This is a genomic window from Chelativorans sp. ZYF759 (assembly GCF_012911015.1).
Classification (GTDB): Bacteria; Pseudomonadota; Alphaproteobacteria; order Rhizobiales; family Rhizobiaceae; genus ZYF759.
In genome coordinates this window covers 24,052-40,441 of record NZ_WVVV01000003.1, presented here as the reverse complement: position 1 = coordinate 40,441, position 16,390 = coordinate 24,052, and the positions used below count along the sequence as shown (strand labels likewise).

The following is a 16,390-nucleotide window of genomic DNA, read 5'->3' as shown; positions in this document are numbered from 1 at the left end:
TGGGCCGATCGAATCCCCAAAGCCAGCGCAATCGCGTCGTACATACAAGCGTGATGTCGCCAATCACAAGAAGGTAGCGAGACGGCATTACATGGCGAAAGAACAGGGGATTTTCGCCTTCGGCACGCTCTTGCCCTAAATGATCAGGAAGGAGATTGAGCGTGACGGCAGCCAATCGACGCAGCGAGGGGACAGGCATGAGCAAGCGGATTATCTTCACGGGCGGGAGCGGAAAGGCCGGGCGCCACGCCGTTGCCTATCTCCTGGCGCAAGGCCACAGCGTCCTCAATCTCGATCTGAACCCACTCGATCTGGAGGGCGTCAACACGCTCGTCACCGACCTGACCGACAGCGGCCAGGTCTTCAATGCGCTCTCGATGCATTTTGGTTTCGAAGGCTTCGAGACCGGCAAAGGACCGGCCCGCGTTGATGCCGTGGTGCATTTCGCAGCCATTCCCCGGGTCCTGCTGCGACCGGACAATGAGACATTCAGAAGCAATGTCGTCTCGACGTACAATGTCATCGAAGCGGCGACCAAACTCGGCATCCGCAAGATCGTCATTGCGTCGAGCGAAACCACCTATGGCGTGTGTTTTGCCGAGGGCGACAAGGATTATCGGCAGTTCCCGCTCGAAGAAGATTATGACATCGATCCCATGGATAGCTACGGCCTGTCCAAGCTCGTCAATGAGAAGACCGGCAGGGCCTTCGCCCAACGTACGGGCGCCGACATCTATGCCCTGCGCATCGGCAATGTCATCGAACCCGAAGAATATGCCAGTTTCCCGGCTTTTCTGGCCGATCCACCGTCCCGCAAGCGCAATGCCTGGAGCTATATCGACGCACGCGATCTCGGTCAGATTGTCGACCTTTGCATCGCCAGGGACGGTCTCGGCTTCCAGGTGTTCAACGCCGTCAACGACGAGATCACCGCAAACGAACCCAGCGAGACGTTTCTCGCCAAATGGGCGCCGAACACGCCCATCGCGCGGCCCATGGACGCTTTCGAAGCGCCCATTTCAAACCGCAAGATCCGGGAGGTTCTCGGCTTCAGGGAACAGCACAACTGGCGCCAATATGTCCCGGGCGCCGAGCGGCAGACGCGTTAAGTCCGGTCCGATAGTGCCGGGACGCCATTGAGTGCCGGGCTCCCGCAACGCCTGCCTATGCCCGGAGCGGCACCCTATCTGCGGTCGACGACGGTGGTTCCGCCAAAGACCAGGTTCTGGCGCGCGGCCGGCAAGAACAGGCCGTAGACCATCGCTCGATCATGGCCCCCAGCATTTCCTTGTTGCCGCCGCCGGCATGGACGTCGGCCGTGTCGCCGAGATTGCCGCCGGCCTCGACATAGGCATCGAAGACAGCCTCGGCATCGGCCAGGATTCTGCGGTTCAGCGTGGGAGAAGCAGGAGCTTCAGGCTTGTCGAAAGCCATTCGACATAGGTCTCTTCGGAGGCCCGCTCGACGCGCCGCATCAGCAGGAAGAGATCGGGGCTTGCAAGCCGCCAGAGGATACGGCCGGCCGCGCCGGGATCCATGTCGCCTCTCAGCGCGCCGTTGCGCCCGAGCCCATTGGCGAACCATTCGAGATTGTTCAGCCGCCCGCGCTGGAGTTCCTGGTAGAGTTCGGACATGGCCTGATCGGTTTCAGCCGCGGCGCGCGCCACATCCATCAGCGGCGCCACCCGCGCCAGCACCGTCGCAATCCCGGCGGCAAAAAGCTCGATCTGGCGCGCCTGGTCCGTCTCCTGAGCGATTGTGACGATCCCATCCTGCTGGACCAGCGGCGTCTCGGGGTCGGTGCCGCGGACGGCGCGCGCAATCAGTTCCCGCAACAGGGCCTTCTTGTTGCCGAAGACCGCATAGACCGTTTCCTTGGAAACACCCGCCGCTGCCGCAATGTCGGCAATCGTGGTCGCCACCCATCCCTTCCGCAGAAACAGGTCATTCGCTGCCGCAAGCATGGCTTCGCGGGTTTCGGCGGCCTGGGCTTTCCGCACGCGCGACCTATAGGGCCGTCTTTGTGGCTTTACATCGCTCATATTTCGATACAGTATCGATGTAGTGAAATTCTCGCCAGTGTGGAAATTGGCGTGGAGGACGATATGAACCCTCGGCTCATGCTGTGCCAGTTTCTCGCTGCGCTGATCTTCGCGTTGGTCGCCGGAAGCGTGTTTGGCATCTGGCGCGGATACGACCCCACTTTGCTCACGCCGACGGCCTTTGTCGAAATGCACCAGGGGGCAGTACGTGGTCTGAACGTACTGCTACCTGCGCTGGGTTTCGCTTCGATCGGGCTCACTGTCGTCCTGATCTGGTCGGCGCGTGACAAGGGGTTTGTGTTTTGGCTCTATCTGTCGGCACTGCTGTTCATGGCAGCGGCAGGCATCACCACCCGCTTCTTCAATCAACCCATCAATGCGCTCGTGATGGGGTGGGCCGTCGAAACGCTCCCGGCAGGCTGGAGCGAACTGCGGGCGCAATGGTGGAACTGGCATCTTTGGCGCACGGCGTTCTCGATCGCGGCCTTGGCGCTGTTGCTGGCCGCCATCGTCCTTGACCGACCATCCAGGCCGTAGGTCTATCCATTCAGGCGCGCCGTCGCCTGGAACCCGAAAGGCCTCATCGAGCAACGCGAATTCCGGACCGGGTGTCAGCCCTTCTTGCGCGCCATGAACGCCATGAAGGCATTGCGCGCCTCGTCGGATTTCAACCTTGCTCGGAAATGCTCGCCCTCTTGCTTGATCCTTGCAACCAGTTCCTGGCGGTCGCCCAGCATCAGGTCGCGCGCGATCTTCAGCGCTTCCGGCGGCTTGGCCGCGACGCGCTCGGCAAGCGCCAGCGTCTCGGCCTCCAGCTCATCCTCCGCCACCACGGCATGGATCAGCCCGACCTCGCGCGCACGGTCGGCCGAAAACCCTTCTCCGAGGCCCAACAGGGCAAAGGCATTCTGGCGCCCGATTACGCGCGGCGCGATGAGGCTGGAGCCAGCCTCGGGCACGAGACCGAGATCCACGAAGGGCGTCTTGAACTCGGTGCGCGGCGTGGCCAGCGTCAGGTCGCAATGCAGATTGATGGTGGTGCCGATGCCCACCGCGATGCCGTCGACGCCCGAGACAATGGGCTTTTGCGCCAAAGCGAGTGCCGTCAGGAAGTCATAGACCTCCATGCCGCCCTCCCCGCCCGTGGCGACCGCCATGAAATCGGCGATGTCGTTGCCGGACGAGAACGCGCCCGGCACGCCGAGGATGACGTGACAGCGGATATCGCCATCGCCGTCGCCGTTGCCCAGCGCCTTCGCCATGACCGCATACATGGCGCGCGTGATGGCGTTCTTCTTGTCGGGACGGTTCATGCGGATGATCTGCACGGCGCCCTTGCGGGTGATCTCGATATGCTCGCTCATGGTCGCGCTCCTCAGGCGGTGGCCAGCGCCGCGCCGGCGGCAAGCAGGCTGTCGGCGCCGTCGATCACCCGGCGCTTCAGCGCCGTCGTCTCGTCGATCAGGTTCTCGGCATGGAAGCGGCAGAGCGCCACGCGCGCCGTGTCTTCCCCGGCAAGGGCGGCGCGCGCCAGATAGGCACCGCCCGCCGCCAGCGCGAAGAGGCGCAGATAGGGCGTGGCCCCCGCCAGTGCCTGCTCCAGCCGGCCCTCGGCCAGCGCCTGCTGCTGGTGACCGGTCGCTTCTTCCAGCGCGTCGAGCGCGGCCGCGCAGCGGTCCGCCGTGGCGCCGAAACCCTCACGGTTCGACGACCGCACAGCCTCGATGTCGGCACGCAGTTCGGCAATGTAGCCCTTGACGTGGTCGCCGCCCGATTGCGGCAGCTTGCGGGTCACGAGGTCGATCGCCTGGATGCCGTTGGTGCCCTCGTAGATCGGCGCGATGCGCGCGTCGCGGTAGAGGCTCGCCGCCCCCGTCTCCTCGACATAGCCCATGCCGCCATGCACCTGGACGCCCAGCGAGGCGACCTCGACGCCGATATCGGTCGAAAACGCCTTGGCGATCGGCGTCAGCAGATTGGCCCGTTCCTGCCAATGGCGGGCATCGTCGCCTTCGCTCGCCCGCGCCATGTCGGTCGCGTGCGCGGTCGCGTAGCAGATCGAGCGGGCGATGTGGGTCAGCGCCTTCATGGTCAGGAGATCGCGCTGGACGTCGGGGTGGTGCACGATGGGCGCCATGCCCTCGCCCGTATAGCCCGGTGCCTTGCCCTGGCGGCGCTCATTGGCATAGGCGAGCGCGCGCTGGAAGGCGGTCTCGGCCACGGCCACGCCCTGGATGCCGACGGCAAGCCTTGCATTGTTCATCATGGTGAACATGCAGGCGAGCCCGCGATTCTCCTCGCCGACCAGCCAGCCGATCGCGCCAGCCTCCTCGCCGTCCACAAAGCCGTCGCCATAGACCATGGTGCAGGTCGGCGAAGCGTGGATGCCCAGCTTGTGCTCCATGGAGGCGCAGAAGACGTCGTTGCGACGGCCGAGCGAGCCGTCCTCATTGACCAGGAATTTCGGCACCACGAACAGCGAAATGCCGCGTGTGCCGGCCGGCGCATCGGGCAGGCGCGCCAGCACCAGATGCACGATGTTGTCGGTGAAATCGTGCTCGCCATAGGTGATGTAGATCTTGCTGCCGAAGATCCGGTAGGTGCCGTCGCCGGCCGGCTCTGCCCGCGCGCGCAACGCGTTCAGGTCGGAGCCCGCCTGCGGCTCCGTCAGATTCATCGTGCCCATCCACTCGCCCGAGACGAGTTTATCGAGATAGGTCGCCTTGAGTTCGTCCGAGGCGTGCTTCTCGATCGCCTCCACCGCGCCCATGGTGAGCGTCGGGCCGATGCCGAAGGCCATCGAGGCCGAATTCCACATCTCGAGTGCCGCCACGCCAAGCATCATCGGCAGGGCCTGGCCGCCATGGCTTTCAGGCGCCGACAGCCCGTTCCAGCCGCCTTCCACCCAGCGGTGATAAAGATCCTTCCAGCCCGGCGGCATGGTGACGACGGCCTTGTCGAGCCTGGCGCCCACCTCGTCGCCGACCTTGTGCAGCGGCGCGACCTCCTCGGAGGCAAAGCGTCCGGCCTCGGTCAGAACCGCATCGGCGAGATCTTCCGACAGATCGCCGAGCACGCCCGCATGGAGCGCGGACGACAGTCCAGCCACGTGTTTGAGGGTGAAGGCGATATCCGCCACGGGCGCGCGATACATGACTTGGCTCCTCCGGTCGTGTCGCTTACATACTTGACCGAGAGCTAATTTCTTTTGACGTAAACGTCAATTGCGGCATGTGTCGCGCCCCTCCTGATGCGGAGCCACATGATGCTTGCCCGTCCCGAACGACATCGCTGCATCGAGTGTGGCCTGCCCTTCGGGGCCGCCGGTTTCCACCTGCATTACGGCAGGCTGGAGGAAGGTCCCGCCTATTGGTGCGACCGCGGTGTGCTCTGCTCGCCCCAATGCTCCATGGCGCACCACAGGAAGCGCGCGGCGGAAGGATCGCTGCCGGACAAGCCGGCGCGCGACCCGTTCGAGGAAAGATGAGACAATTTTCCCGTAAAGTGACACGCTACACTTGACGCTAGCAAAGCGTGTATTATCATTTCTCTATGCTGATCCGCAGTGTCAGGCACAAGGCCCTAAAGCGGCTCATCCTCCAGGATGATCCCGCCGGATTGCCCAGGCAGTATGTCGTGAAGATCAGGACAATCATCTCCTTCCTCCAGGACATGGAGAGCGAGGACGAGTTGGCAGACGTGCCGCACTGGAAAGCGCACCGCCTAACCGGCGACAGGAAAGGCACATGGAGCCTCTTCGTCAGCAAGAACTGGCGCCTTACCTTTCGGATCGACAAGGACGAACTCGAAATCCTCGATCTCGACTATGAGGACTATCATTGATGGAGGCTGAATTGGCGGAACCTGCCCATTATCGGATGCATGCCCCCGCCCATCCGGGTGGGTTCGTAAAATCCGAGATCATCGAGCCGCTGGAACTGACCGTGACGGAGGCCGCGCGCGCGCTCGGCGTTACGCGGCCTGCCCTGTCGGCCTTCCTGAACGAGCGTTCGGCCCTTTCGCCAGACATGGCCTTGCGCATCGAAAAGGCGTTCGGTGTGCGCATGGATACGCTCATGCGCATGCAGAACAGCCACGACATTGCCGCGGCACGCAAGCGGGAAGGCGAAATCAAAGTGAAGCCTTTTGGGTCCGCCGGCGGCTCAACCGATCCCGCGAAAGTCGCCTGAGGCGATCAGCGCGCTTTCTCCCGCTCCACCGCCCGCCAGCCGATGTCGCGGCGGCAGAAGCCTTGCGGCCAGTCGATGCGGTCGACGGCCTCATAGGCCCGGTCACGCGCCTCGGTCACGGTCTTTCCGAGCGCCGTGACATTGAGCACCCGCCCGCCGGCGGCGACCAGCTGTCCGTCCTTCTCCGCCGTGCCGGCATGGAAGATTTCCGTGCCCTCGCCGGCCGCTTTTTCCAGTCCGGAAATGACGCTACCCTTCTGCGGCGTGCCGGGATAGCCGTTGGCGGCCATTACGACCGTCAGGGCGGCGTCATCGCGCCAACGCGCGCTCATGTGGGACAATTGCCCGTCGACCGCGCCGTTGAGCAACGGCAGCAGATCGTCCTTCAGCCGCATCATCAGCACCTGGCATTCGGGGTCGCCGAAGCGCACATTATATTCGATCAGCTGCGGGCCTTGCGCCGTGATCATCAGCCCGACAAAGAGCACGCCCTGGAAGGGACAACCAAGCTCCGCCATGCCGGCCAGCGTCGGCTTGACGATCTCGTCCATCACCCGGGCGGTCATCTCCGGCGTCATCACGGGTGCCGGCGAATAGGCGCCCATGCCGCCGGTGTTGGGGCCCGTGTCGCCTTCGCCGACACGCTTGTGGTCCTGCGCGGAGCCAAAAGGCAGCGCGCTCGTCCCGTCGCACAGGCAGAAGAAACTCGCTTCCTCGCCATCGAGAAATTCCTCGACCACGACCTCCGCGCCCGCGCCGCCGAAGGCGCCATCGAAACAGGCGTCGATCGCGCCGAGCGCTTCCGCCACCGTCATTGCCACCGTCACGCCCTTGCCGGCCGCAAGCCCGTCGGCCTTGACCACGATCGGCGCACCTTGCGCCTCGACATAGGCCCTGGCCGCCGCCGCATCGGAAAAGCGCCCATAGGCGCCTGTCGGAATGTTGAAGCGCGCGCACAGATCCTTGGTGAAACCCTTCGAGCCCTCGAGCCGCGCTGCCGCCTTCGACGGCCCGAAGACGCGGATGCCTTCCGCCTCGAGATCGTCGGCCATGCCTGCCACCAGAGGCGCCTCCGGCCCCACGACGACGAGGCCGATGTCATTGGCCTTCGCAAACGCCGCCACCGCCGCGTGATCGGTCACGTCCAGGGCCACGCATTCGGCCTCGCGCGCGATGCCCGGATTGCCCGGCGCGCAATAGAGCTTCGTCAGCTGCGGCGAGGCGGCAAGCTTCCAGGCCAGCGCATGCTCGCGCCCGCCCGAGCCGATGAGAAGGATGTTCATGGAAAAGGAGTCTCCAAGCGCTTTGCTGGTCGTCCGGTTAAGGCGCGATGTCGACCCGGTCAATCAGCTTGGCCCCGCGGCAGGGTTATGCACAACGGCCAATCAAGTCTAACCCGTCTCCCAATCTTCGAGGCGCAATTCCGGCACGCGGACAAACTCACGCCTATTGCGTGAAACGAGCGTCAGTTCCCGCGACAGCGCCTGCCCAGCGATCAGCACGTCGTAGGGCCCGATCGGCGAACCGGATGCCGGCAGCACGGCACGAACCTCCCCAGCCTTTCTCGCGTCCTCCCTGTCAAAGTCGACGACCTGGAACTGAAGAGCATCCACCCGCTGCAGATTGGCTTCGAGCCGCGCACTTCGAAAGGCGCCGTAGTAGAGTTCATGGAGAACGATGGAAGATACGCAGACGTCCTGTGTCTTCTGGCCGCGAATGCGCGCCAACAGGCCGGCGTGCCCTTTCAGCGCCGCGATCACCGCATTGGTGTCGAGCAGATACATCAGCGGAAGAAGTCCAGGTCCGGCCTCGCCTGAGCCTCTATCTCTTCGCTCGCCGCTTTCTCGAAATCCTCATCCAGATCGCCTGCCAGTCCGTCAAGCCATGCCCAGTCCTCGACCAATGGCTCCAGTATCACGGCCCTGCCGCGTCTCCTGATGCGCACTTCCTCCGCTTCGAAACGATAGTCGCGTGGAAGGCGTACGGCCTGCGAGCGGCCGGACCAGAAGACTTTCGCGGTGTCCGTCATCGCACATCTCCAGATGCTGCATATCTTTGATATATAGCACTCAATCCCAGCATTGGCAAAGTCTCGTGGAGCCTTGACGTCCCCACTGACCCCTGCCACTTGAATCCTCATGGACACCATCCAGTCGAAAGAGGCGCGCGGGCGCGTGGCGGATGCCCCGACCGGGCATTGGGTCTACCGCGCCCTGCCACGCGGGCTCTGGCCCTTCGCGCAGCTCGCCCGCTGGGACCGGCCAATCGGCTGGTGGCTGTTGATGTGGCCATGCTGGTGGTCGGCAGCCCTTGCCGTTGCCGCACCCGCCGGGATGCTCTCCTGGCAACTCCCCTTCCACCTTACCCTGTTCATGATCGGCGCCATCGCCATGCGGGGCGCGGGCTGCACCTATAACGACATCGTCGACCAGGACATCGACGAGAAGGTCGCGCGGACGCGCTCGCGGCCGCTTCCCTCCGGCCAGGCCACGCGCCGCCAGGCCTGGGCCTTCCTCTTGGCGCAATGCCTCGTCGGCCTCGTCGTCCTCCTGCAGTTCAACTGGTTCGCAATCGGCGTCGGGGTGGCCTCGCTTCTGACCGTGGCGATCTACCCATTTGCAAAACGATTCACCGACTGGCCGCAGCTCTTTCTCGGCTTTGCCTTCTCCTGGGGCGCATGGATGGGCTGGGCCGGCCATTTCGGCAGCCTCGCGATGGCGCCCGCCCTGCTCTATGTCGGCTCGATCCTGTGGGTCATCGGCTACGACACGATCTATGCCCATCAGGACAAGGAGGACGACGCGCTGGTCGGCGTGCGCTCCACGGCGCGGCTCTTCGGCGAGAAGACGAAACCTGCGCTCGCCCTGCTCTACACGGGCGCCCTCGTTCTCTTCGCGCTCGCCTTCTGGTCAGCCGGCGTGCCGGCGCTCGCCTATGTCGGTCTGGCGGCCGCCGCTCTCCACATGGGCTATCAGATCCGCGTCCTGGACATCGACGACGGCGATCAGTGCCTGAAGCTTTTCCAGTCGAACTCGATCGTGGGCTGGCTGATCTTCGGCGGGCTGCTGGTCGGCGCCTTCCTTCCATAGGATCCCCATGGCCCCAGTCTTCGTCGACCCCGCAAAGATCCGCGAATTCGTCGATGCCGACACCTTCTACCGCTGGCTCGGCGAAAACCACGACAAGGCCGACGAAATCTGGATCAAGATCCACAAGGTCGGGTCAGGGCTGAAATCTATCACCGCCAAGGAGGCGATCGACGTCGTTTTGTGCTGGGGCTGGATCGACGGCATCCGCAAGGGCTTCGACGAAAAGAGCTTCCTCCAGCGCTATACGCCACGCGGCCGCAAAAGCATCTGGAGCAGGATCAATGTCGACAATGTCGCACGGCTGATCGAGGAAGGCCGGATGACGGGACACGGGCTTGCCCATGTCGAGGCCGCCAAGGCGGACGGGCGCTGGGAGCGGGCCTATGCCAGCGGCAAGGACATGGTTCTTCCGGACGACCTCATCGCCGCGATCGAGGCCGAGCCTGCAGCAAGCGCGATGCTGGAAATGCTCTCGGCCCAGAACCGTTTCGCGCTCGCCTTCCGCCTTCACAACATGAAGACCGAAGCCGGACGCCGGAAGAAGGTCGCCGACTTCGTCGCCATGCTCGCGCGCGGCGAGACGATCTATCCGCAGAAGCTGAAATAGCCGCGCGCGTCTCCGAGATCACCGCCGGGCGATGATCTCCTCGCCGTCCACCATCAGCCGCAGGCCGAGCTTGCCGGTCTTGCGCCGCGCCAGGAAGCGGGGGCGACGGCCAAGCGTCAGGCGGCCCTTGCGGCGCTGAACCGGTTTGGCGACCTTGACCTCGCCCAGGCTTTCCTCGAGCGGGCGGGCCACGCCGTCGGCCTCCACCAGCAGCATCGGCAGGCGATAGGCTTCCGCCCAGGTGCGCCAGTCGGCGGCCACGTCGTCGAGATCGTCGGCAACCAGCAGCGGCACGCTCAGCATGGGGTCGTGATGCATGAGTTCGAGGGTGACCGTCACCGCGCCGTCCTCGTCCTCGATGGCACGCGCGGCCACGCCCTTGAAGGCGTTGGCGGGCAGGATCACCGTCGCCGGGAGCCGGCTGCCCGACAGCATCCGCTTCACCGTCGCGCCCCGCTTGTCGATCATGAAGGTGACGTCGCCGAAATCGTCGCGGGTGGCATAACTGACCGCCTGCGGCAGCCGGAACGGATCAAGCCGCATGTTGCGGCCGGCCCACACGGGTTTGAGCCCTGCATTCATAGGTCTGCGCCTTCCTGTCTCTCCTGAGAGCCCTGTCAGGTCTCTCGCGGGCGGATTTTTCCGCCTCGTTATGGGGGTGAGACTAGGCGCCGACCCTTACCGCCGCGCTTAAGAAGTTCGGTTAAATTTTGCTGGATTTTCCAGATGGTTATCGAAATGCGACCTGAAGCTCAGATCACCTTGCCGGGGTTCATGATCCCCGCGGGGTCGAACGCCGTCTTCACCCGCCGCATCAGGTCGAGCGCGACGGGCGGCGCGGTGCGGGCAAGTTCGTCGCGCTTCATCGAGCCGATGCCGTGCTCGGCCGAGAACGAGCCTTCGAACGCGCGCACCACGGCGTGCACCGCGTCGTTCATGTCGCGGTAGAGCGCCAGGAAGCTGTCCCGCTCCGCGCCCACGGGCTGCGAGACGTTGTAGTGCAGATTGCCGTCGCCCATGTGCCCGAAACACACGACGCGCGCTTCGGCCGAGACATGCGCCACCGCCTCGCCCGCCTTCTCGATGAAATCGGGGATCGCGGCCACCGGCACCGAGATGTCGTGCTTGATCGAGGCGCCCTCGGGCTTCTGGGCCCAGGACATCTCCTCGCGCAGATGCCAGAAGGCCGCCTGCTGGGCGAGGCTTTGCGCCAGGGCCGCGTCGGCAAGCAGCCCGCGCTCCAGCCCGTCGCCCAGTATTTCCTCCATCAGCGTCCGCGCATCCTCGGGCGAACGCCCCGACGATATCTCCGCCAGCACGTACCAGGGATGGCGCGAGGCCAGCGGATCGGCCGCGCCGTCGCGGTGGCGCAACACGAATTCCAGCGCGTTGCGGCCCGCCAGTTCGAACGCCGTCAACGCCGCGCCCGCCCGCTCCTGCGCGCGGCCGAAAAGCTCCAGCGCGGCTTTCGGGTTCTCCAGCCCGATCCACGCCAGTTCCCTTCCCCTGGGCTTCGGCACCAGCTTCACGACCGCCGCCGTGATGATGCCGAGCGTGCCTTCCGCGCCGACAAACAGGTTCTTGAGATCGTAGCCGGTATTGTCCTTCTTGAGCTTGCGCAGATCGTCCAGCACCTCGCCGGTCGGCAGCACCACCTCCAGCCCCAGGCAGAGGTCGCGCGCGCTGCCATGGACCAGCGCGCCGGTGCCGCCCGCATTGGAAGACAGATTGCCGCCGATCTGGCACGAGCCCTGCGCGCCCAGCGAGAGCGGGAAGAGAAGCCCCGCCTCGTCGGCCGCCTCCTGGAGGCGCTGCAGCACCACGCCGGCCTCCACCGTCGCCGTCCGGGAAGCGACGTCGATCTCCCGGATGGCATTCATGCGCGACAGCGACACGATCACCGCCCGCCCTGCCCGGTCCGGGATCTGCCCGCCGACGAGACCCGTGTTCCCGCCCTGCGGCACCACAGGCGTGCCGGTCTCGCTGGCAAGCTTGAGAATGGCCGCCACTTCCGCCGTCGTCCCCGGCCGCAGCACCATCGCGGCGCGCCCGTGAAACAGGTCGCGTGGTTCGGCGAGGTAGGGGCTGATATCGTCCGGCTCGCTCAGCGCGTTGTTGTCGCCGACAATGGCCGCGAAACGGGAAAGGAGGCTGTCCATCTCCGCCATGCTAGTCCCCCGCATCCGTTCCGTCACGCGGGGCTGCCGCCCGTGCCAGCCGGTCGTTGATCGCCTCGCCCAGGCCCTCGCTGGGCACGGGTTCGACGGCGATGGTGGCCGCGCCCGAACGGTCGAGTTCGGCCAGATAGGAGAAGAGATGGGCGGCCGCCTCGCGCAGATCACCCCTCGCCGACAGGTTCATGACCGCGACCGCCCGCGCCGCGCCTTCGATCCGCTCCGGCCCGAAGGCCAGCAGCGCCTCGCCTTCGCGAACGTCCTGCGCGTTCGGCCTCACCGCCGCACCCGGCGCGTAATGCGAGGCGAGCATGCCGGGCGCCTGGATGCCGTGTGTCGCCTCGCGCAGCAGCCTCACGCCCGCCGCCGTCTCGATCGCGTCCGCTGCGATGCCGCCTGGCCGAAGCACGCGCACGCCGGAAGCTTCCGCCTTCACGATGGTCGATTCCAGACCCACCGGCGTCGCCCCGCCATCGACGATCAGTTCCAGCCTGTCGCCCAGGTCGGCGGCAACCGCCTCGGCCGTCGTGGCCGTGATGCGCCCCGATGAATTGGCGCTGGGGGCGGCCAGCGGCCGGCCGAAGGCGGCGATCAGCTCATGCGCGAAACCGCCGGGCATCCTGAGCGCCACGGTCGGCAGGCCGGCCGTGACCAGCGGGTGGATGGGCGAATTCGCCTTGAGCCGCAGCACCAGCGTCAGCGGCCCCGGCCAGAAGGCCGCCGCCAGCTGGCGCGAGACGGGATCGAATTCCGCCAGCCGCTCGGCCATTGCCATGTCGGCCACATGGGCGATCAGCGGGTTGAAATGCGGCCGGCGCTTGGCCTCGAAGATGCGCGCCACCGCCGCGCCATTCGTGGCGTCGCCGGCCAGCCCGTAGACGGTTTCCGTCGGCACGGCCACGATGCCGCCGCGCGCCAGGATGGCGAGGGCTGCGTCCAGCGCGTCATCAGTCTTCAGGATATCGGCCACGGAACCCTCGTTGCGGGCCGCCCGGCGGGCGGCGGCGTTCCATAGCATTCGTTAACCCGCAGCCGCTAGGCTTTGCCAATTTTTCCAGTGTCGAAGGTGGGCGGACGGTCGCCGGCCGGGAAATGTTCGGAGACAGATATCGTGTTGCGCATTCTTGCTGGAACGCTCCTGACGGGCACGATCCTGTCGGGCGCCGCCGCCGGATCCTTCCTCAGCCCCGCCCCCATCGAGACCGGCAGCGGCCCGTCCTTCCTGGTCATGGACGAGGCACGCGAAATTGCCCTGCCGGTCGACGCGACCATCACCGCCAGCAATGGAAGCGAGGAGCCCCGGGTCATCGCCGCGCCGCGCTACGTCTCGGTCAGCACCTCGATCACCGCCATGCCGCCGGCCCCGGATGATGCGACCTCGCCCCGCAGCATCGCTTCCATCGGACCCGAAACGAAACCCATCGACACCGCCCCGCGTCAGGTCGCCCGCGAACTCTCGCCGATGGTCATTCGCGGCGGCCTTGTCGGAATGGCCTTCCCGGGCATGCAGGCCGCGCCGGCCGCCGCTGCGCCCGCGCAGCAGCAAGCATCGCCACCCGAAAGGCCGTCTGAGCCCAGCCGGACTTCAGCCGCGCCTCCCGTCAGCAACGGTGGTTCCGCACGCGGCTCCTCAAGCCCGTCGGCTTCGTCCCGTCCGGAACCGGCGCCGCCGGTCGACCGGCGTCTCTAGCCGGCGATCTTCGAGAAATCCGCGACCTGGCCGGTGGCCGCCCGGATGCGCGCGAGCAGCGCCAGCCGGTTGGCACGCACCGCCTGATCCTCATCATTCACGAGAACATCCTCGAAGAATGAATCAACGGGTTCACGCAAAGCTGCAAGCGCGACCATGGCGGCCGAAAAGTCTTGGTTTTGAATCGCTTGGCCGGCTTTGTTCTCGGCCTGATTCACCGCCTCGAACAGCCGCGTCTCGGCTGCATCGCTGAACAGCGCGGGATCGACGGCTTCGGCAATCGCCGTGCCCTTCTTCTCCTCGGCCGCCAGGATGTTGGCCGCGCGCTTGGTGCCGGCCACCAGATTCTTGCCGTTCTCGGTGTCGAGCAGCTCCGACAGCGCCTGAACGCGGCGGACGATGAGGAGCAGGTCGTCGTTACCCCCACCCTCCCCTTGATGGGGAGGGTCGGCGCGGAGCGCCGGGGTGGGGTGGCCTTCACCCCCTCCTGCGCCTTCGGCGCGACCTCCCCCATCAAGGGGGAGGTGAGCCCCACTCGCCAGCACCGCGTCGATCAGATCGTGCCTTGCACCCTTGTCGCGGAGATACACCTTCAGGCGGTCGAGGAAGAAGGAGAGGAGGTCAGACGATAGTCGGATCGTCGATACGAGTTCCTGATAGAGCGTGTCGCGCGGATTCTCGAGGGTCGAAGGGTCGGCCAAAAGCAGGTGTCCTGCATTTGCCTTGTTTAGGACCGCCTGCAAACCTGCAAACTGACCATTTGCCATGAAATCGGTCAGTGCGGTCACCTTCGGATTGTCGGGTTTGATTCGATAACGAGCGAGGTACGAAACAGCCCACTGCTCAAGCTTGCTGGCATATGCCGTATATGCTGCTTCACCAATCCTGAGCCTTACCCCATTCTCCACCACAATCCGGATCACCCCCAGCGCCGCCCGCCGCAGCGCATAGGGATCCTTCGACCCCGTCGGCTTCTCGTCGATGGCCCAAAAGCCCACCAGCGTGTCGAGCTTGTCGGCCAGCGCCACGGCGATGGACACCGGCTCCGTCGGCACGACATCCGATGGTCCCAGCGGCCGGTAATGCTCCTCGATGGCCGCCGCCACCGCCGGGTCCTCGCCCTGCAGCAAAGCATATTTGCGGCCCATCGCGCCCTGGAGCTCGGGGAACTCGCCCACCATCTCGGTCTGCAGATCGGCCTTGGCGAGCAGGGCCGCGCGGCGCGCCTCAATCGGATCGGCGCCGACCAGCGGCGCAATCTCGCCCGCCAGCCGCATGATGCGCTCCACGCGCTCGCCCTGCGTGCCAAGCTTGGCATGGAAGGTCACGCCCAGCTGGTCGAGGCGGGCCATGCGCTGGTCGAGCGGCTTTTTAAGATCCAGCCCGAGCTTTTCCGCCGACGCCATCAGCTTGCCCCGGTCGGGCAGGTCCGCCTGGTCTGTCTTCCAGAAATGCACGGCATCCGACAGCCTGGCCCGCACCACCTTGCCATTGCCATGCGCGATCACCGTTCCGCCATCGGTCGCCTCGATGTTGGAGGTGATGACAAAACGGTTGGTGAGGCCGAGGGACCCCTCACCCGTCTCGGCGCTGCGCGCCGATCCACCCTCTCCCACAAGGGGAGAGGGGAAGCCGGCCGCGCCGCCGCGCCCTTCCTTCTCCCCTTGTGGGAGAAGGTGGCCCGAAGGGCCGGATGAGGGGTGCAGCGGCCGCGTCACAAAACATTTCTGGTTCGCCCGGATGGTCAGCCGGATCACCTCGTCGGGAATGTCGAGGAATTCCCGCTCGAATTCGCCGAGCAGCACGACCGGCCATTCGACCAGCCCCGCGACCTCTTCCAGCAGCCCCTCGTCCTCCACCAGCTCCAGCCCCGATGCGAAGGCCAGGTTCTTGGCGTCATCGAAGATGATGCGCTTGCGCCGTTCGGCGTCGAGGATCACCTTCGCCGCCTCCAGCTTGGCAACATAGTCGTCGAAGCGGCGCACGGTGATTTCGGCCGGTGCGTGGAAGCGATGGCCATAGGTCACATTGCCCGCACGGATCCCGTCGACCTCGAAATCGACCACCACCGGTTCCTCGGTCTCCGGCCCGAAGGTGCACAGGATCGATTGCAGCGGCCGCACCCAGCGCAGGCTTCCCGGCTTCGCCGAGGCCGCGCCCCAGCGCATCGATTTCGGCCAGGGAAAGTCGCGGATGATGGCCGGCATGATCTCGGCCACGATCTCTTCCGCCCCGCGGCCCGGCTTCTCGATCACCGCCACGTAGAAATCGCCCTTCTTGGGATCGCTCTGGATCTGCGCGTCCTCGATCGAGGCCAGCCCCGTCTTGCGCACAAAACCCTGGATCGCCTGTTCGGGCGCTTTTGTCGGCGGGCCCTTGATCTCCTCGCGCACGTCCTTCGACCGCGCGGTCACGCCGCGGATGTCGAGCGCCAGCCGGCGCGGCGTCCAGTATTCGCTCGCCGCCTCATAGGTCAGCCCCGCTTCCACCAGCCCGTCGGTGACCATCTTCTTCAGGTCGCCGGCTGCCTTGCGCTGCATGCGGGCGGGAATTTCTTCGCTGCGGAGTTCGAGAAGAAGGTCGGGCATTGGGGCTCCT

At 65.5% G+C, this 16,390-nt stretch carries 19 protein-coding genes; 8 read left to right on the top strand and 11 right to left on the bottom strand.

The features are described 5' to 3' along the window. The first annotated feature begins 197 nt into the window (after positions 1–197). Positions 198–1,109 carry an NAD(P)-dependent oxidoreductase gene (locus GRZ55_RS06325; RefSeq protein WP_169286072.1) on the top strand — a complete coding sequence of 304 codons (912 nt, stop codon included), beginning with the start codon at positions 198–200 and terminating at the stop codon, positions 1,107–1,109. A gap of 55 nt (positions 1,110–1,164) precedes the next feature. On the opposite strand, the gene GRZ55_RS06320 is transcribed toward GRZ55_RS06325, so the two are convergent. Both GRZ55_RS06320 and GRZ55_RS06315 read right to left on the bottom strand, forming a co-directional pair. Continuing rightward, entirely contained in the window at positions 1,165–1,434 is a 270-nt protein-coding gene (locus GRZ55_RS06320) for a hypothetical protein (RefSeq protein ID WP_169286031.1), read from the bottom strand. Next, positions 1,392–1,964, bottom strand: a complete 573-nt coding sequence (locus GRZ55_RS06315) for a TetR/AcrR family transcriptional regulator (protein ID WP_246734580.1) — start codon at positions 1,962–1,964, stop codon at positions 1,392–1,394. The genes GRZ55_RS06320 and GRZ55_RS06315 overlap by 43 nt, the downstream gene beginning before the upstream one ends. A gap of 141 nt (positions 1,965–2,105) precedes the next feature. Between GRZ55_RS06315 and GRZ55_RS06310 the strand changes: the two genes are divergently transcribed. After that, a complete protein-coding gene (locus tag GRZ55_RS06310; protein ID WP_169286070.1) occupies positions 2,106–2,579 on the top strand; it encodes a DUF1772 domain-containing protein in 474 nt (157 codons plus the stop codon). 74 nt (positions 2,580–2,653) lie between these two features. On the opposite strand, the gene GRZ55_RS06305 is transcribed toward GRZ55_RS06310, so the two are convergent. Together GRZ55_RS06305 and GRZ55_RS06300 are read right to left on the bottom strand one after the other, a co-directional pair. Beyond that, positions 2,654–3,406 (bottom strand): crotonase/enoyl-CoA hydratase family protein, encoded by a 753-nt coding sequence (locus GRZ55_RS06305; RefSeq protein WP_169286069.1) that lies wholly within the window; start codon positions 3,404–3,406, stop codon positions 2,654–2,656. Between the two features lie 11 nt (positions 3,407–3,417). Continuing rightward, complete coding sequence (locus GRZ55_RS06300; RefSeq protein ID WP_169286068.1) at positions 3,418–5,196, bottom strand: acyl-CoA dehydrogenase; 1,779 nt, start codon at positions 5,194–5,196, stop codon at positions 3,418–3,420. Between the two features lie 111 nt (positions 5,197–5,307). Here GRZ55_RS06300 and GRZ55_RS06295 point away from each other — a divergent pair, with 111 nt between their 5' ends. The 3 genes from GRZ55_RS06295 to GRZ55_RS06285 all read left to right on the top strand — a co-directional run bounded on the left by GRZ55_RS06295 (position 5,308) and on the right by GRZ55_RS06285 (position 6,232). After that, the gene (locus GRZ55_RS06295; RefSeq protein WP_169286349.1) at positions 5,308–5,529 is read left to right on the top strand and encodes a hypothetical protein; all 222 of its coding nucleotides are present in this window, start codon (positions 5,308–5,310) and stop codon (positions 5,527–5,529) included. 65 nt (positions 5,530–5,594) lie between these two features. Beyond that, entirely contained in the window at positions 5,595–5,885 is a 291-nt protein-coding gene (locus tag GRZ55_RS06290) for a type II toxin-antitoxin system RelE/ParE family toxin (protein ID WP_169286067.1), read from the top strand. Next, on the top strand, positions 5,885–6,232 hold the full coding sequence (locus GRZ55_RS06285; protein ID WP_169286066.1) for a HigA family addiction module antitoxin: 348 nt from the start codon (positions 5,885–5,887) through the stop codon (positions 6,230–6,232). Before GRZ55_RS06290 ends, GRZ55_RS06285 begins: the two co-directional genes overlap by 1 nt. A 5-nt stretch (positions 6,233–6,237) precedes the next feature. Here GRZ55_RS06285 and purD read toward each other — a convergent pair whose 3' ends face one another. The 3 genes from purD to GRZ55_RS06270 all read right to left on the bottom strand — a co-directional run bounded on the left by purD (position 6,238) and on the right by GRZ55_RS06270 (position 8,261). After that, complete coding sequence (purD, locus tag GRZ55_RS06280; protein WP_169286065.1) at positions 6,238–7,515, bottom strand: phosphoribosylamine--glycine ligase; 1,278 nt, start codon at positions 7,513–7,515, stop codon at positions 6,238–6,240. Between the two features lie 108 nt (positions 7,516–7,623). Further along, positions 7,624–8,019: a type II toxin-antitoxin system VapC family toxin gene (locus GRZ55_RS06275; RefSeq protein ID WP_169286348.1), complete on the bottom strand. Its 396-nt coding sequence runs from the start codon at positions 8,017–8,019 to the stop codon at positions 7,624–7,626. After that, positions 8,016–8,261 (bottom strand): antitoxin, encoded by a 246-nt coding sequence (locus GRZ55_RS06270; RefSeq protein WP_169286064.1) that lies wholly within the window; start codon positions 8,259–8,261, stop codon positions 8,016–8,018. The genes GRZ55_RS06275 and GRZ55_RS06270 overlap by 4 nt, the downstream gene beginning before the upstream one ends. Positions 8,262–8,370: 109 nt before the next feature. On the opposite strand from GRZ55_RS06270, the gene ubiA reads away from it, so the two are divergent. Together ubiA and GRZ55_RS06260 are read left to right on the top strand one after the other, a co-directional pair. After that, the gene (ubiA, locus tag GRZ55_RS06265) at positions 8,371–9,321 is read left to right on the top strand and encodes a 4-hydroxybenzoate octaprenyltransferase (RefSeq protein ID WP_169286063.1); all 951 of its coding nucleotides are present in this window, start codon (positions 8,371–8,373) and stop codon (positions 9,319–9,321) included. A gap of 7 nt (positions 9,322–9,328) precedes the next feature. Continuing rightward, complete coding sequence (locus GRZ55_RS06260; RefSeq protein ID WP_169286062.1) at positions 9,329–9,928, top strand: YdeI family protein; 600 nt, start codon at positions 9,329–9,331, stop codon at positions 9,926–9,928. Positions 9,929–9,946: 18 nt separating this feature from the next. On the opposite strand, the gene GRZ55_RS06255 is transcribed toward GRZ55_RS06260, so the two are convergent. The 3 genes from GRZ55_RS06255 to GRZ55_RS06245 all read right to left on the bottom strand — a co-directional run bounded on the left by GRZ55_RS06255 (position 9,947) and on the right by GRZ55_RS06245 (position 13,120). Continuing rightward, positions 9,947–10,510: a DUF6101 family protein gene (locus tag GRZ55_RS06255; protein ID WP_169286061.1), complete on the bottom strand. Its 564-nt coding sequence runs from the start codon at positions 10,508–10,510 to the stop codon at positions 9,947–9,949. A gap of 170 nt (positions 10,511–10,680) precedes the next feature. Then, entirely contained in the window at positions 10,681–12,096 is a 1,416-nt protein-coding gene (locus tag GRZ55_RS06250; protein WP_246734571.1) for an FAD-binding oxidoreductase, read from the bottom strand. A gap of 1 nt (position 12,097) precedes the next feature. Further along, entirely contained in the window at positions 12,098–13,120 is a 1,023-nt protein-coding gene (locus GRZ55_RS06245; RefSeq protein WP_169286059.1) for an L-threonylcarbamoyladenylate synthase, read from the bottom strand. 93 nt (positions 13,121–13,213) lie between these two features. Here GRZ55_RS06245 and GRZ55_RS06240 point away from each other — a divergent pair, with 93 nt between their 5' ends. Then, positions 13,214–13,792: a hypothetical protein gene (locus tag GRZ55_RS06240; RefSeq protein WP_169286058.1), complete on the top strand. Its 579-nt coding sequence runs from the start codon at positions 13,214–13,216 to the stop codon at positions 13,790–13,792. Here GRZ55_RS06240 and GRZ55_RS06235 read toward each other — a convergent pair. Continuing rightward, positions 13,789–16,380: a glycine--tRNA ligase subunit beta gene (locus GRZ55_RS06235; protein WP_169286057.1), complete on the bottom strand. Its 2,592-nt coding sequence runs from the start codon at positions 16,378–16,380 to the stop codon at positions 13,789–13,791. The two genes, GRZ55_RS06240 and GRZ55_RS06235, sit on opposite strands and share 4 nt — an antisense overlap. Positions 16,381–16,390 lie beyond the last annotated feature (10 nt).